Origin of the sequence: Halopseudomonas pachastrellae, from assembly GCF_900114765.1 — a bacterium.
Lineage (GTDB): Bacteria > Pseudomonadota > Gammaproteobacteria > Pseudomonadales > Pseudomonadaceae > Halopseudomonas > Halopseudomonas pachastrellae.
The window spans coordinates 99,645-115,135 of the sequence record NZ_FOUD01000012.1; the positions used below are offsets into that span (position 1 = coordinate 99,645).

Annotated in this window: 12 protein-coding genes; 7 read left to right on the forward strand and 5 right to left on the reverse strand. The window is 61.6% G+C overall.

The window, feature by feature from the left end; all coding sequences use genetic code 11:
- Positions 1-95: 95 nt before the first annotated feature.
- On the reverse strand, positions 96-3,899 hold the full coding sequence (locus BM116_RS10920; protein ID WP_139056953.1) for an EAL domain-containing protein: 3,804 nt from the start codon (positions 3,897-3,899) through the stop codon (positions 96-98).
- Between the two features lie 228 nt (positions 3,900-4,127).
- Between BM116_RS10920 and ettA the strand changes: the two genes are divergently transcribed.
- The 3 genes from ettA to BM116_RS10935 all read left to right on the forward strand — a co-directional run bounded on the left by ettA (position 4,128) and on the right by BM116_RS10935 (position 7,752).
- Positions 4,128-5,792, forward strand: a complete 1,665-nt coding sequence (gene ettA, locus BM116_RS10925) for an energy-dependent translational throttle protein EttA (RefSeq protein WP_083725369.1) — start codon at positions 4,128-4,130, stop codon at positions 5,790-5,792.
- Between the two features lie 161 nt (positions 5,793-5,953).
- Complete coding sequence (gene gdhA / locus BM116_RS10930; RefSeq protein WP_083725367.1) at positions 5,954-7,291, forward strand: NADP-specific glutamate dehydrogenase; 1,338 nt, start codon at positions 5,954-5,956, stop codon at positions 7,289-7,291.
- 104 nt (positions 7,292-7,395) lie between these two features.
- Complete coding sequence (locus tag BM116_RS10935; RefSeq protein ID WP_083725365.1) at positions 7,396-7,752, forward strand: PilZ domain-containing protein; 357 nt, start codon at positions 7,396-7,398, stop codon at positions 7,750-7,752.
- A gap of 218 nt (positions 7,753-7,970) precedes the next feature.
- On the opposite strand, the gene radA is transcribed toward BM116_RS10935, so the two are convergent.
- Positions 7,971-9,341 (reverse strand): DNA repair protein RadA, encoded by a 1,371-nt coding sequence (gene radA / locus BM116_RS10940; protein ID WP_083725363.1) that lies wholly within the window; start codon positions 9,339-9,341, stop codon positions 7,971-7,973.
- Positions 9,342-9,503: 162 nt separating this feature from the next.
- Between radA and BM116_RS10945 the strand changes: the two genes are divergently transcribed.
- From BM116_RS10945 to BM116_RS10960, 4 genes are all read left to right on the forward strand, one after another.
- Positions 9,504-10,271 carry an EAL domain-containing protein gene (locus tag BM116_RS10945; RefSeq protein ID WP_083725361.1) on the forward strand — a complete coding sequence of 256 codons (768 nt, stop codon included), beginning with the start codon at positions 9,504-9,506 and terminating at the stop codon, positions 10,269-10,271.
- The gene (gene pap, locus BM116_RS10950) at positions 10,268-11,722 is read left to right on the forward strand and encodes a polyphosphate:AMP phosphotransferase (protein ID WP_083725359.1); all 1,455 of its coding nucleotides are present in this window, start codon (positions 10,268-10,270) and stop codon (positions 11,720-11,722) included. The genes BM116_RS10945 and pap overlap by 4 nt, the downstream gene beginning before the upstream one ends.
- Before the next feature lie 102 nt (positions 11,723-11,824).
- The gene (gene mscL, locus BM116_RS10955; RefSeq protein WP_083725357.1) at positions 11,825-12,235 is read left to right on the forward strand and encodes a large-conductance mechanosensitive channel protein MscL; all 411 of its coding nucleotides are present in this window, start codon (positions 11,825-11,827) and stop codon (positions 12,233-12,235) included.
- Positions 12,236-12,311: 76 nt separating this feature from the next.
- Complete coding sequence (locus tag BM116_RS10960) at positions 12,312-13,436, forward strand: methyltransferase (RefSeq protein ID WP_083725355.1); 1,125 nt, start codon at positions 12,312-12,314, stop codon at positions 13,434-13,436.
- Here the strand turns inward: BM116_RS10960 and BM116_RS10965 are convergent, their stop codons facing one another.
- Genes BM116_RS10965 through BM116_RS10975 form a run of 3 tightly spaced genes read right to left on the reverse strand, consistent with a single transcriptional unit; the run spans position 13,437 to position 15,420 of the window.
- The gene (locus BM116_RS10965) at positions 13,437-13,568 is read right to left on the reverse strand and encodes a DUF2256 domain-containing protein (protein ID WP_083725353.1); all 132 of its coding nucleotides are present in this window, start codon (positions 13,566-13,568) and stop codon (positions 13,437-13,439) included.
- Positions 13,565-15,109, reverse strand: coding sequence for a cryptochrome/photolyase family protein (locus BM116_RS10970; protein WP_083725351.1), 1,545 nt, complete (start codon positions 15,107-15,109; stop codon positions 13,565-13,567). Before BM116_RS10970 ends, BM116_RS10965 begins: the two co-directional genes overlap by 4 nt.
- Complete coding sequence (locus tag BM116_RS10975; RefSeq protein WP_083725349.1) at positions 15,106-15,420, reverse strand: DUF6482 family protein; 315 nt, start codon at positions 15,418-15,420, stop codon at positions 15,106-15,108. The genes BM116_RS10970 and BM116_RS10975 overlap by 4 nt, the downstream gene beginning before the upstream one ends.
- Between the last annotated feature and the right edge of the window lie 71 nt (positions 15,421-15,491).

A 15,491-nucleotide genomic window follows, 5' to 3' on the forward strand; every position in this document is an offset into this window, starting at 1 on the left:
CGTTCGGATGAAAAAGAGGCGGCATTTTAACGCAAGCCCCGCTCGCTGGCACTTGAAAAGCGCTCAGCTGCATACAAATTGCGCTCAACCGGCGTTCAGCGCGCCTGCTGCAGCCAGCGCTGGCAAAACTCATCAGCGCTTACCGGCCTGCCCAGATGGTAGCCCTGCACCTCATCACAACCAAATTGGCCGATCAACGCGAACTGCTCCGCGGTCTCTACCCCCTCTGCCAGCACCCGCAAATCCAGGCTGCGACCCATGGCAACAATCGCCTCCGCCAGCCGCGCATCCCGGCTGCCCGGGTGCATGCTGTGGATAAAGCCACGGTCGATCTTCAAGGTGTCGATCGGGAAGTCGCGCAGATAGTTGAGCGCCGAGTAGCCGGTGCCAAAGTCGTCGATCGCGATATGCATGCCCTTGCGCTTGAGTGCATCCAGCGTCTGCATGGTGGCGTCGATATTGCGCAGCAGAATACTTTCGGTCAGCTCCAGCTCCAGCAACGACGGCGCCAGCCCGTGACGCTCAAGAATGGTGACAATCTGACTGGCCAGCTCACCGTCGTCGAACTGCATGGACGACAGGTTGACCGCCAGGCGCGGCAGGTAAAGCCCCTTTGCTTGCCAGTCAGCGGTCTGCCGGGCTGCCTCTTCGAGCACCCACTCCCCCAGGGTGCCGATCAGGCCCAGCTCCTCGGCAATCGGTACAAACTCCGCGGGCGACACCGTGCCGCGCTGGGGATGCCGCCAACGCAGCAAGGCTTCGGCACCGGTCAACCGGCCATCAGCACAACTGAACTGCGGTTGATACGCCAATTCGAAAGCCTGCTCCTGCACCGCGCGGCGCAGGTCGTTCTCCAATGCCAGACGCTCCAGCGCGCGGGCGTTCATGTCGCTCTGGTAGAACTGGAAGGTCGCCTTGCCGGACGCCTTGGCATGGTACATCGCGGTGTCGGCGTTCTTCAGCAGGATGCTGCTCTGCTCACCGTCTTGCGGGTAAAAGGCAATGCCGATACTGGCACTGACAAAAAAGTCTCGCCCCTGCAGCACAAAGGCCGGTGCCAGCGCTCGCAGGACTTTTTCACCCACATGCATGGCCGCCGAGAGAGCCACTTCGCGGTCAGCGAGGCCGGTCAGCAGCAGCGTGAATTCATCGCCCCCCATGCGGGCAACGGTATCGCTTTCACGTACACAGCCACGCAGGCGGTGAGCAACCTCGATCAACACCTGATCACCGGCGGCGTGGCCAAGGCTATCGTTGATCGGCTTGAACCTGTCCAGGTCCAGAAACAGCACGGCTACCCACTCCCCCCGACGCATGGCCAATTGCAAGGCTGCCTGCAACCGGTCCTGGAACAGGGTGCGATTAGCCAGCCCGGTCAAAACATCGTAGTAAGCCAGGCTTTCAATGCGCGCCTCGGTTGCCTTGCGTTCGCTGATATCTACAAAAAAGCAGACATAGCTGACCAGGTCACCGTCGTTGTCATGTACCGCGGAAATACCCGCCCAAGTGGGGAAGCCTTCACCGTTGCGGCGCTGCTGCCAAAGCTCGCCTTCCCAGCGCCCCTCACTACGCAAGGTGCTGAGGATCTCGGCGTAAAACGCCGGCTCGTGCTGCTGGCCGACCAGCAACGCGGGCAACTGATCGATAACCTGTTCCGGTGAGTAGCCGGTGATGCGACTGAAGTTCTCATTGACCTGGGCTATGTACCCCGCCGGATCCGTCACAACGATAGCGCCGGTGGTGTTCTCGAATACCGTTGCGGCCATGCGCAGGCGGTTCTCGGTGCGGCGCTGCTCACTGATGTCCCGCGCCAAACCAAGCAAGCCCAAAAAACGCCCCTGCGGGCTCCACATCAGTGACACACGCACCTCCAACGGACACTTGAGTCCGTCCGCCTTGATGCAATCAAAGACGATTTGGCGGTGGTAGCCCTGACGCCGCAGCGCCTGAATACGCTCCGGCGCGTGTACCTGCTCCCGCAGCTCGGCGCGGATACCGGCCATGAAATCGTCAAAACGCGCGTCGGCCAATACCTCACGAGACGCTGAGCTGAGCATAAAGCTGGGCGTGTAACCCAGCAGGCGTTTCACCGATGGGCTGATATAGTCCGGCTTGAAGTCACTGTCGGTAGACCAGACGATATCGGCAATATTCTCGGTCAGCAGGCGATATCGGGCTTCAGAGCGCTGAATGACCTCATTAGCCAGCGTCTGATGGTGAATGTCCCGGACAAAACCAATCACCTGTTGCACTCGTCCATCGGGCGCACGCTTGAACACCTTGGAGCTGATGCTGAACCAGCGCCAGCCCAGGTCGCGGTGGCGCCAGCGCACCTTCCACTCCAGCAGCTGACTGTCCCCTACAACAAACTGCAGGCGGCGATTGAAGGCCATGTATTCCCGGTCATCAGGATGCAGCAGCACAGTGCGATAGTCAGGGCCCATCTTGGCCTCTTCCTCGGTGCTGTAGCCCAGCATGCTGGCTAACGTGCGGTTGCTGAAAACAAAGTCGCCCGGGCCCATCCACTTGGCGTCACGAATGTAGATAAGGTCAGGCAAGGCCCGCACCACACCAGCCCAGAACTCACGACTCTGGCGCAGCACCAACTCGGCAGAGCGCCGCTGGCTAAGGTCGGTGATGCTAAGCGTCACGGCGTGCAGACAATCGACATCGGCCGGCAGGCGCATGACCATCCACACATAGGCCGTATTGCCATCAGGTCCGCGCAAGGGGGTTTCTACATCGAAGCGCTCATCACCATTGACCAACGCAAGAACCAGTTGATAACGCGCGCCGCCCGGTCGCATCCGCCCTGACCCACGCAGCAGAGATTGCAAGGCCTCGATGCTCGGCAGACTTAGCAAATCCAGCGCTACCTGATTAGCCTCGACCACCCGAACCTCGTCCAGCAACTGTGCATGGCGCTGCGGGTTGGCTTTCAACCACGCATCCAGTTGCTCGGCATTGAATATGCCCTCGCGCAGCAGCATCTGCTTGAGCGCAACCAGGTCGACCACGCACAGGGCCATGTCCACATTCTGGAAGACGTCCTGATAACGCCGCTCGGTATCCAGCATGCTGCGCAGTGATTGGTCCTGGCGCTGCTGCAACTGCCGGGTGGTGCGCGATTGCCGCCCCAGCAGCCACAACGCGCTCATCAGCACCAGCAGGCAGATCAACAGCAGCCCGGCCTTGCCCAACAGCAGCGGCGCCATAAGGTGGGCGTAATAATCCGGCTCGACCAGACCGCGCACCTGCCATAGCGTGCCGCTGACCGGCGCGCTGAAAGCCACCTGCGACCGCTCCTGCGAGGTCACTGCCGTGTTGCCCAGATAGGACGCGCGCTCCTGCTGCTGACGCACCAGCACCCGCGCTCGCCCGGTGTCTTCGAGTAGCCAGATGTAACCCTGACCGGTGCGCGATGCAACCAGCGAGGAGAGCACACGCTCGTCCATGCTCAATATCCAGAAACGCCCCGGCTCCTGGCTGGCCAGCGTCCAGAACAGGCGATTGCGCTCGGCGCTGGAGTCCAGCCCAAAGGTCTCGCCGCCCAACTGCAAGCGGCGGGCGGTTTGCACCCAGGGCTCGCGAATATCACGGGGCAGCCGGTCCAGATACACCAGATGCACACCGTGCACACCGGGCAGCAGCTGCTGCACCGCCTGCAGGCGTGTATCGGCTGAGCGCGACTCAAGGTCATCGAGGAGAAATACCAGCGCATTGGAGCTGGTCGCCAGGTTCAGCGCCAGTTGATCGGCAATCAGCCAGACCGATTCCTCGACCAGTACCTGGTGCTGACGCTGCAGCCCCTGATAGTCCGTGCGCGTCTGCCAGGCCAGTAACGCCATCAGCAGCAGCGCCGCGACCGCAAACATCACCACACCAAGATGGGTGGGCATGGCAGCATCAGTGCCCGAGCCGCGTGCAGACGGCAACCTGTTTTTGTTGTTGTTATCCAAGGTAGTCACTTTTCCGGTCGCATTCGATCAACCCGCTGCACCTCGCAGACAGGCTCTGGGCAGGGTTCAGGGTTTGCCCTGAAACGCCAGTTGGGCTAGCCTTGCCACCACATTTCGCCGGCCCAGGCGAAGCCTTTCGCACATTCCCATTCAACAGGTTCTGCCACCATGGCTCAATACGTTTATAGCATGCACCGGGTAGGGAAGGTTGTCCCCCCGAAGCGTCAGATTCTCAAGGACATCTCACTGTCCTTCTTCCCGGGCGCCAAGATCGGCGTACTGGGCCTCAACGGCGCAGGTAAATCCACCCTGCTGCGCATCATGGCCGGTGTCGACACCGAAATCGAGGGCGAAGCCCGCCCGATGCCCGGCATCAAGGTCGGTTACCTGCCGCAGGAGCCGCAGCTGGACGACAGCAAGACCGTGCGCGACATTGTTGAAGAAGCGGTCAGCGAGATCAAGAACGCTCAGGCCCGCCTGGACGAAGTCTACGCTGCCTACGCCGAACCCGACGCCGATTTCGACGCGCTGGCCGCCGAACAGGGCAAGCTGGAAGCCATTCTGCAAGCCGCCGACGGCCACAACCTGGAGCGCCAGCTGGAAGTGGCCGCTGACGCCCTGCGCCTGCCAGCCTGGGATGCCAAGATCGAACACCTGTCCGGTGGTGAAAAGCGCCGTGTCGCACTGTGCCGCCTGCTGCTGTCGGCCCCCGACATGCTGCTGCTGGACGAACCGACCAACCACCTGGACGCCGACTCCGTCGCCTGGCTGGAGCAGTTCCTGCACGACTTCCCGGGCACAGTGGTGGCCATTACCCACGACCGTTACTTCCTCGACAACGTCGCCGGCTGGATTCTCGAACTGGACCGCGGTCAGGGCATCCCGTTCGAGGGCAACTACTCCCAGTGGCTGGAATCCAAGGCCGCCCGTCTGGCCTCCGAAGCCAAGCAGGAAGCTTCTCACGCCAAGGCCATGAAGGCCGAGCTGGAGTGGGTACGCCAGGGAGCCAAGGGTCGTCAGGCCAAGTCCAAGGCACGTCTGCAACGCTTTGAAGAGCTGCAATCGCAGGAATTCCAGAAGCGCAGCGAGACCAACGAAATCTACATTCCCGCAGGCCCGCGCCTGGGTGACAAGGTCATTGAGTTTAATGGCGTCACCAAGGGCTTTGGCGATCGCGTGCTGATCGACAACCTGTCATTCGCCGTGCCCAAGGGTGCGATTGTCGGCGTGATCGGTGGTAACGGCGCGGGTAAATCGACCCTGTTCCGCATGATCACCGGCAAAGAGCAACCCGACAGCGGCACCATCGACATCGGTGAAACCGTGCAGATCGCCAGCGTTGACCAGAGCCGCGACAACCTGGACGGCAACAAGACCGTGTGGGAGCAGGTATCCGACGGGTTTGACCAGATCAAGGTCGGCAACTATGAAATGCCGTCCCGTGGCTACGTGGGCCGCTTCAACTTCAAGGGCTCAGACCAGCAGAAGTTCGTCAAGGACCTGTCCGGTGGTGAGCGCGGCCGCCTGCACCTGGCTCTGACCCTCAAGCAAGGCGCCAACGTACTGCTGCTCGACGAACCGTCAAACGATCTGGACGTTGAAACCCTGCGCGCACTGGAAGAAGCCCTGCTGGACTTCCCGGGTGCCGCTATCGTGATCTCGCACGACCGCTGGTTCCTAGACCGCATCGCCACCCACATCCTCGCGTACGAAGACGACTCGCAGGTGACCTTCTTCGAAGGCAACTACACCGAGTATGAAGCGGACCGCAAGAAACGCCTGGGCGACGCAGCTGCGCAACCGCACCGCGTGCGTTATAAAAAGCTGGCCTGAGCCAACTGAGTGTCAGCGGCTCGCCTGAGCCGCTGACGTTGCGCACCAAAAACAAACACAATTGCACAACATAATTTTCTGAATGCACCATTCCTGTGCATGCGGCACTCTGGTAGGTTTACACTTTTCCGTCCTGAACGTATAGAAAAGTGACCCCAGACATGATTCCAACCCTGGCTGCCTGCCTGACCGAACTGAAACTCCGCGATCCCTACCAGCCAGAATTCCACCAAGCGGCCGAAGAGGTTCTGAGCACCCTGTGGCCATTCCTTGAAGCCAACCCCAAATACCTGCGTGCCGGCATCATCGAGCGCCTGATCGAGCCAGAGCGGGTTATCCAGTTTCGCGTCTGCTGGGTCGATGACCAGGGCGTGGTGCGGGTCAACCGTGGCTATCGAGTGCAAATGAACAGCGCCATCGGCCCCTACAAGGGCGGCCTGCGCTTCCACCCGTCGGTCAACCTCGGGGTACTCAAGTTTCTCGCCTTTGAACAGGTATTCAAGAATGCGCTGACCAGCCTGCCGCTAGGCGGCGGCAAGGGCGGCTCGGACTTTGACCCCAAGGGCAAGAGCGACGGCGAGATCATGCGTTTTTGCCAGGCCTTCATGACCGAACTGTCGCGCCATATTGGTGCAGACCTGGATATTCCCGCCGGCGACATCGGCGTTGGTGCCCGAGAAATTGGCTACCTGTATGGCCAGTACAAGCGCCTGCGCAACGAATTTACCTCTGTGCTGACCGGTAAGGGCATTACCTACGGCGGCAGCCTGATCCGCCCGGAAGCCACCGGCTACGGCTGCGTCTATTTTGCCGAGCAGATGCTCAAGCAACGCGGCCAGCAGATCGAAGGCAAGCGTGTGGCAATTTCCGGCTCGGGCAATGTCGCCCAGTACGCGGCGCAAAAAGTGCTGGAACTCGGCGGCAAGGTTATCTCCGTCTCCGACTCCGGCGGCACCCTGTACTACCCGGACGGCATGACGCTGGACCAATGGGAAGCGCTGATGACCCTGAAGAACGAGCAACGTGGCCGTCTTGACGCCCTGCACGGCGACCGCTGCGAATTTATCGCTGGCCAGCGCCCCTGGCACCTGTCTTGCGACATCGCGCTGCCTTGCGCCACCCAGAACGAACTGGACGCAGACGACGCCCGCAACCTGATCAACAACGGCTGCATTGCCGTGGCCGAAGGCGCCAACATGCCCAGCACACTGGAAGCCGTTGACCTGCTGCAGGAGCACCGCGTGCTGTTTGCCCCGGGCAAGGCAGCCAACGCCGGCGGTGTAGCGGTCAGTGGACTGGAGATGAGCCAGAACGCCATGCGCCTGCATTGGAGTGCGGGTGAGGTAGACGAAAAGCTGCACGGCATCATGCAGTCGATCCACGCTGCCTGCGAGCACTACGGCAAGGACGAGGACGGCCATATCGACTATGTCCGCGGCGCCAATATTGCCGGCTTTGTGAAAGTGGCCGACGCCATGCTGGCACAGGGTGTGGTCTGAAAAAGCAGCTATAGTAAGGAAAGCGTGAACCAATGCCACACGCCGCAGGGCGTGTAGCATTGGTCAGCGCTTTCACATAGCAGGCCTAGCAACAGGAGCCGACCATGCACGATGATCGCCGCCGCTTCAGCCGCGTCCCCTTCGACGCGCATACCCTGCTGCAGCAGGATGACTGGTGCATTGCCGTGCAACTGGTGGATGTTTCGCTGCGCGGCCTGTTACTGCTGGAGCCCGATGGATGGGACGCACAGCGCGCCCGCGCCCCCTTCATCGCCCTCATTGAGCTGGCCGGCGCCAATCAGATTCGCATGGAAGTCACCCTCGCCCACGCCGAGGAAGGCCTGCTGGGCTTCGAATGCCAACACATCGACCTCGACTCCATCAGCCACCTGCGCCGCCTCATCGCACTCAACCTGGGTGATGAGGCGTTGCTGGAACGTGAGCTTGGAGCACTGCTTTAGGCGGCGCGCGCTGCAGCTGGAAGCTGGAAGCTGGAAGCTGGAAGCTGGAAGCTGGAAGCTGGAAGCTGGAAGCTGGAAGCTTAATCAGGCTGAACTCCTCGCAAAGCAGGTCAAGCAGAATTTACGAGGTCCGCGTAAACCTGACATCCGCTACAACTCGGACTGCTTCAAGCTTCCAGCCTCAAGCTTCAAACCCGGCGCGCCAGCGCCGGCCGCTGCTACTCAAAAATGGCCGCCAACGCCTGATCCAATCGAGTCACCGCGATGACCTGCATCCCCTTGGGTGACTCCTTAGGCGCATTGGCCTTAGGCACGATGGCGCGGGTGAAGCCGTGTTTGGCGGCTTCTTTCAAGCGCTCCTGGCCACTGGGCACCGGACGGATCTCGCCAGACAGCCCCAGCTCACCAAATACCATCAGGTCCATCGGCAACGGCCGGTTGCGCAGGCTGGACATGACGGCAGCCAGCAGCGCCAGGTCCACCGCCGTTTCCAACACCTTGACCCCGCCCACCACATTGACAAAGACGTCCTGATCGTAAGTCGCCACACCGCCATGGCGGTGCAATACCGCCAGCAACATCGCCAGCCGGTTCTGGTCGAGCCCAAGGGTTACCCGCCGCGGATTGCCCAGGTGGCTGGTATCGACCAGCGCCTGCACTTCAACCAACATGGGCCGCGAGCCCTCCCAGGTCGCCATGACCACGCTGCCCGGAATCGGCGCGTCGTAGCGTGACAAGAAGATCGCCGACGGGTTGGCGACCTCTTTCAGTCCCTTGTCGGTCATGGCGAACACGCCCAGCTCGTTAACCGCGCCAAAGCGGTTTTTTACCGCGCGCAGCATGCGATAACGGCCATCGGCCTCACCCTCGAAATACAACACGGTATCGACCATGTGCTCCAGCACCCGCGGGCCCGCCAACGAGCCCTCCTTGGTCACATGCCCCACCAGAAAGATCGCCGTCCCGCTTTGCTTGGCGTAGCGCACCAGCAACGCAGCGCTCTCGCGCACCTGCGCCACGCCGCCCGGCGCTGACTGCAGTTGCTCGGTAAAAATGGTCTGGATCGAGTCCACGACCATAACCTTCGGTTGCTCGTGCCGGGCGGTGGCCACGATGCTCTCGATGCAGGTCTCGGTCATGACCTTCAGTTTGTCTTCCGGCAAGCCAAGCCTGCGGGCGCGCATGGCGACTTGCTGCTGCGACTCTTCACCGGTGACATACAGTGCCGGCATGCTCTGGGCCAGACGGCACAATGTCTGCAGCAAGATGGTGGACTTGCCGATACCGGGATCGCCGCCAATCAGCACCACAGAACCGCCTACCAGACCGCCGCCAAGCACCCGGTCCAGCTCGGAGGAACCGCTGGCCTGACGCGGCGTTTCCTCGGTAGTTACCTCAGCCAGGGTTTTGATCTGTGCCTGCTGGCCGGTCCAGTTGCTTGAGCGCGAGGCACTGCCGCCCGTTGGCGTGGTATCCACCACGGTCTCGACCATGGAGTTCCAGGCCTGACACTCCGGGCATTGCCCTGCCCACTTGGAGAAAGTCGCACCGCACTCGGTGCATCCGTATACGCGTTTTTGTTTGGCCATATCGCTCTCAACATACTTTGTTTGCATCGTGCCATACTGGCCATCTGGGATCGATGATACTTTCCCGACAAATCAGCCACCGCATGCGCCAACATGACACTGCGCACTACTGCCCAAAAAGACAGATAAGTGGCAGCGAGTCAGTCACAAGGATCCTATGCAATGACCAGCGAGTCCCCCTCCCCGCCACCCTGCCGTGCGTGCACCGAGCGCCCAGCCCTGCCCTTTGAGTTCAGCATGGCCTTCCAGCCGATTGTCGATGTGCGCAACCGTAGTCTGTTTGCCTGCGAAGCGCTGGTGCGCGGCACCGACGGCAGCGGCGCGGCCGCCATTCTGGCACAGGTGACCGACGAGAACCGGTACCAATTTGACCAAGCCTGCCGGGTCAAGGCCGTCGAGCTGGCCGCTCGCCTGCAACTGCCCTGCTACGTCAGCATCAATTTTCTGCCCAACGCGGTCTACGAGCCGGCGGCCTGCATCCGCGCCACACTGGAGGCCGCCAAGCGTTACAACTTTCCGCCAGAGCGCCTGCTGTTTGAAGTAACAGAGGGTGAACAGGTGACCGATCACGATCACCTCAAGGGCATTCTCGGCGAATACTCCCGCCGAGGGTTCAAGACCGCCATCGATGACTTTGGCGCAGGCTACTCGGGGCTGAACCTGCTGGCCGAGTTTCAGCCAGACATCATCAAGCTGGATATGGCACTGCTGCGCGGCATTGATAGCGACCCGGTTCGTCAGGCCATCGCGCGCGGCATTCTCGGCGTGTGTCAGGCGCTGAATATTGAGGTCATTGCCGAGGGGGTCGAGACCGTCGCCGAGTTGACCTTCCTGCGCGGCATAGGCATATATCTTTTCCAAGGGTACCTACTGGCCCGACCGGCGTACGAGCAGATTCCCGACGTTGACTGGTCGAAGGTGCCGGCATGAGCGACAAGGACCACCACCGCAAACGCAAGGCAGAGCGCGAGGCGCTACGCGAAGAACTGCTCGAAGCCCAGTTTGAGCTGCGCACCCTGCAACACGGCTCGGTGCTGCTGCTGATCAGCGGTAACGACTTTGCCGGCAAGGCCGAGATCATTCACAGCTTTTACGAATGGCTCGACAACCGCTATCTCAACACCCGTGCCTTTGCCCTGCCCAAAGGGGTTGAGCGGCGCATGCCAAGGCTCTGGCGGTACTGGCGTACCCTACCGCCGACAGGCGAACTGGGCTTTTATCTCGGCTCCTGGTACCACCAGCCGCTGATGCGCCTGAGCCGCGGCCAGTTGAGCATTCCTCGCTTTACCGCCCAGATGCAGCAGATTCTGCGCTTTGAGCGCCTGCTCAACGACGAAGGTATCATTCTGGTCAAGATCTGGCTGCACCTGACCGATGACCAGCAGGGCAAGCGCCAGCGCATCGACCCAGCCCTGCTGGAGCAGACGGTGGCCATGCGCGAATGGGGTGACTTCAGCGCAGCCGATTACGAAAAGGTCCGCGAAGGTGCCCGGCTGATGACCGAGCTGACCTCCACCCAGGGCGCGCCCTGGATTCGCGTGCCGGCAACAGACCCGCACGAGCGCGACCAGCGCATCGGCCAGATCGTACTTGAGGCCATGCGCCAGCGCCTGGCCTCCGAGCCGTCGCCGCGGCCGGTCTACGGATGGCAGGCAGCCCAGCGCGACTACCTTGGCCAACTGGACTACAGCCTGGCGCTGGACAAGGACGACTATCAGGAGCAACTGCACACCTGGCAGGCGCGACTGCGCGAGCTGATCCAGCATCCACGCTTTGCCCGCCGCTCGCTGCTACTGGTATTCGAGGGCAGCGACGCGGCCGGCAAGGGCGGCACTATCCGGCGCATCACCCAGTGCCTGGACCCGCGTATTCTGCGCGTACACGGCACCAGCGCACCCACCGACGAAGAACGCCGCATGCCTTATCTCTGGCGCTTCTGGCGACGCATTCCGGCGCCGGGCAATGTGGTGGTCTTCGACCGCAGCTACTACGGCAGGGTGCTGGTCGAGCGGGTGGAAGGCTTCTGCGATGCGCCAGACTGGCAAAGGGCCTATGGCGAGATCAATGACTTTGAGCAGCAGTTGAGCGACAGCGGCACTCTGGTCATCAAGTTCTGGCTGGCCATCACCGAAGAAGAACAACTAAAACGCTTCAAGGCCCGTGAGCAATCGCCGGTCAAGCGCTACAAGCTGACCGACGAGGACTGGCGCAATCGCAAGCGCTGGCCAGACTACGTGCAGGCGATGAACGACATGGTCGAGCACAGCTCAACACGCCATGCCCCTTGGCACCTGATTCCGGCAGAGAACAAACGCTACGCGCGCATCCAGGCTCTGCGCATCGTCTGCGAAACCCTGGCTGATGCACTGAAGGAGCGCTGAACGCGAGCGATATAACGCTTGGTATGAACGCCAGCAGCTGGCTATGATTAGGGTCTGTAGACCCTAGACACGCCAACGGGGCGTCATACAAGGATTAGAAGCATGAAGCTGCTGAGCGAATTCAAGACCTTTGCAATGCGCGGCAATGTCGTGGACATGGCCGTAGGTATCATTATTGGCGCCGCCTTTGGCAAGGTCGTCTCTTCTTTCGTCAACAACATCGTGATGCCGCCACTGGGTGTGCTGATCGGTGGCGTCAACTTCACCGATCTGTCGATCGTGCTCAAGGAAGCTGAAGGCGAAGCGGCTGAAGTTGCTATCGGCTACGGCCTGTTCATCCAAAGCGTGGTGGACTTCATCATTATCGCTGCCGCCATCTTTGTTGCCGTGCGCGTAATGAACAGCCTGAAAAAGAAAGAAGAGGCAGCGCCCGCCGCCCCGCCAGCGCCGTCGAAGGAAGAAGTGCTGCTGACCGAGATTCGCGACCTGCTGAAGGATCAGAAGCAGGCCTGAGGGCCGCCACGCTGAGCGGGGCACCGCCCCCGCTCAATGCTATACTGCCGCACCCTGTTTAACGCCTTGGCCGACCATGCTCTCCTGCACCACGCCCTACGGCACGCTGCAATTGCAGCGCTACCCCGCCTCCCGCGATACCGCACTTCAGGCCTTTGACACTGCCGACCTGTATCTGCTGCAACGCGTGCAGCAAGCGCCAGAGAGCGACCAGCCACTGCTGGTGATCAATGACAGCTTTGGCACCCTGGCCTGCGCACTGGCAGCTGCAGGCAAGACAGTGCACAGCTGGGGTGACTCCTGGATGAGCTGGCGGGCGCTGCAGAGCAACCTTGCAGCCAATGGGCTGGGCAGCGACGCCGTGCAGTTTTTCAACAGCACCGAGACGCCTACCGGGCACTATCAACAGGTATTGCTGCGTATTCCCAAGAGCCTGAGCCTGCTGCAGGATCAGCTGCAACGCCTGCGCCCCCTGCTGACTGACCAGGCGCTGCTGCTGGCAGGCAGCATGATCAAGCACCTGCCGCCCAGCGCGGGTGATCTGCTGGCCGCGCACATCGGCCCTTACCAGGCCTCACTTGGCTGGAAAAAGGCCCGCCTGCTGCAATGCCAGTACGACCCGGCGCTGCAACCACGCAGCCGCGATCTCGCCAGCCACTACCCGCTGGAAGGCACCAACCTGCTGCTAAGCAACCGTCCCGGCGTATTCTCCCGCGAGAAGCTGGATATCGGCACCCGGGTATTGCTGCCCTGCATTGCTGCAGATCTGGGCAGTGCGCGTGTGGTTGACCTGGGCTGCGGCAACGGCGCCCTTGGCCTGATGGCAGCCCTGCGCAACCCTGATGCGCAGCTCACCTTTATCGACGAGTCTTGGGCTGCGATTGCCTCGGCGCGCGACAACTTTGCCGCGGCCTTTCCCGCACGCAGTGCCCGCTTTATCGTCAGCGACGGCCTGAGCGAGGCTGCAGCAAGCAGCGCCGATGTGATCCTCTGTAATCCGCCCTTCCACCAGCAGCAGGTGGTTGGTGACCAGATCGCCCGGCGGCTGTTCCGTCAGAGTCGTCACGCGCTCGCCCCGGGCGGCACGCTGCTGGTGGTAGGCAATCGCCATCTTGGCTATCACCAGACCTTGAAACGTGACTTCAAGCACGTCGAGCAACTGGCTGCTGCCCCCAAGTTTGTAGTGCTGGCCGCCAGCTGATCACCTGGCGCGTCGACACCGTTCAGAGCAGTAGCGCACCTCATCCCAGCACGCTGCCCACTTGCGGCGCCAGCTGAAAGGCCTGCCGCAGACCGCGCACAGCTTTTGCGGCAGATCGCCCTTGCGCCTCACAGCGCGTCTCCGGCGTCCAGACGCGCCAGCAGGTGCTCACCCCAATCCCACAAAGCCTGCTGCTTTGCCTCGGGCATACGCTGCAGGTTGCGATACACCAGCCCCATGCGCGGATTGCCTTTGAGCTGTTCGCGGTGGCGCATGATGAAATGCCAGTAGAGGGCATTGAACGGGCAGGCCCTGGCGCCGGTCTGTTCGCTGACCTTATAGCTGCATCCGCTGCAGTAGTCCGACATGCGCTTGATGTATTGGCCGCTGGCGCAATAGGGCTTGGAGCCCAGAAACCCGCCGTCAGCGTGCATCACCATGCCCAGGGTGTTGGGCAGCTCCACCCAGTCAAAGGCGTCCATGTACACCGCCAGGTACCAGTCACATATCTGCGAGGGTTCAACCCCCGCCAGCAGGGCGAAATTGCCCGTCACCATCAGCCGCTGAATATGGTGTGCGTAGGCATGCTCAAGGGTCTGACCGATGGCCTGCTGCATGCAGCGCATACGGGTCTGGCCGGTCCAGTAGAACTCGGGCAAGGCGCGCTGGTTGCCAAAGGCGTTACGCTCGGCATACTCCGGCATCATCAGCCAATAGATGCCCCGCACATATTCTCGCCAGCCCAGAATCTGGCGGATAAAGCCTTCCGCCGCGTTCAGCGGTACGGCGCCCGCCTGCCAGTCAGCCTGAACATCCAGGCAGATGCGCCTGGGGTCCAGCAAACCAATGTTCATGGCGGCCGCAATGCGGGCGTGAAACAGCCAATGCTCGTCACTGGCCATGGCGTCCTGATAATCGCCAAAACTGGCCAGAGCATGCTGGCGAAAATGCTGCCACAGCGCATCAGCGTCGGCGTGGGTGACCGGGTAATCGAACCCGTCCAGCTGGCCGTAGTGGTCGGCAAAGTGCTCACGCACCAACACCTCGACCTTACCGGTGATGCGATCAACCGGAAAATGCGCCTGCTCCGGCACCCTGGTGCCGCGCGGCAAGGCCTTGCGGTTATCGGCATCAAAATTCCAGGCACCGCCTTCCGGCTCGCCGTCGGGCGTCATCAGCAGGCCGCTTTCTCGGCGCATCTCGCGGTAGAAATACTCCATGCGCAGTTGCTTGCGGCCGTCGGCCCAGCGAGCAAAGCGCTCCTTACTGCAGAAGAAGCGGGTATCAGCACGCAACTCCAGCTCGGGCCAATCAGACTGACGCTGGCAAAAGCGCTCCAGCAGCCGCCACTCGCCCGGCTCGGTCAGCAGGATGCTATCTGGCTTGTATTGCGCACGGGCGCGCGCCAGCTCGCCATCCAGGCTGCCGGTATTGGCGGGGTCATCCAGGGTGATGTAATCAACGATAAAACCCTGCTCTCGCAGATGCGCTGCGAAATGGCGCATGGCCGAGAGGATAAACAGGATTTTCTGCGGGTGATGCGGGACGTAACGCCCTTCTTCGGCGGCCTCGACCAGCAGGATGCGGTCGCGCGCCGGGTCGGCGTCACGCAGGCTGCTGATCTGCGGGTCCAGTTGGTCGCCCAACAGCAGCACCAGACGGCGCACGCTCACGGGCGCAGTGGCAAGCGCAGGCGCATCGCCCCCTGTGTCGCAGCCGGGCTCAGGGGGTCACCGGCGCACGCCTCGTCAGCAACGTTCAGGTGCACCAGATCGATGCTAGGCCAGGCCAGTTCCTTGAGCGTGCGACGTGCATCGTCCAGCGAGCGGAAGTGGCGCGGCTTTGCCACGCCCTCTTCGCTAAGCAGCGCGCTCTTGCCGTCAATGCGCGCTTCGACCAGATACAGGCTGCCTTCCTGCGACAGCAGCGACAGACGCTGCAGCTGGCCCGCGCGAGCGGCGCTATGCAGTTCTTCCAGGGTCATGGCTATGCCTCCGAAAACCTATACAAAGACTATACACCACGATCAAAAAAGCAACAAAATTATACAGAGGC

Bases quoted from the DNA above. Each gene is read 5' to 3' on its own strand.
- BM116_RS10920 (WP_139056953.1), bottom strand. From the start codon at position 3,899: ATGCCCACCCATCTTGGTGTGGTGATGTTTGCGGTCGCGGCGCTGCTG.
- ettA (WP_083725369.1), top strand. From the start codon at position 4,128: ATGGCTCAATACGTTTATAGCATGCACCGGGTAGGGAAGGTTGTCCCC.
- gdhA (WP_083725367.1), top strand. From the start codon at position 5,954: ATGATTCCAACCCTGGCTGCCTGCCTGACCGAACTGAAACTCCGCGAT.
- BM116_RS10935 (WP_083725365.1), top strand. From the start codon at position 7,396: ATGCACGATGATCGCCGCCGCTTCAGCCGCGTCCCCTTCGACGCGCAT.
- radA (WP_083725363.1), bottom strand. From the start codon at position 9,341: ATGGCCAAACAAAAACGCGTATACGGATGCACCGAGTGCGGTGCGACT.
- BM116_RS10945 (WP_083725361.1), top strand. From the start codon at position 9,504: ATGACCAGCGAGTCCCCCTCCCCGCCACCCTGCCGTGCGTGCACCGAG.
- pap (WP_083725359.1), top strand. From the start codon at position 10,268: ATGAGCGACAAGGACCACCACCGCAAACGCAAGGCAGAGCGCGAGGCG.
- mscL (WP_083725357.1), top strand. From the start codon at position 11,825: ATGAAGCTGCTGAGCGAATTCAAGACCTTTGCAATGCGCGGCAATGTC.
- BM116_RS10960 (WP_083725355.1), top strand. From the start codon at position 12,312: ATGCTCTCCTGCACCACGCCCTACGGCACGCTGCAATTGCAGCGCTAC.
- BM116_RS10975 (WP_083725349.1), bottom strand. From the start codon at position 15,420: ATGACCCTGGAAGAACTGCATAGCGCCGCTCGCGCGGGCCAGCTGCAG.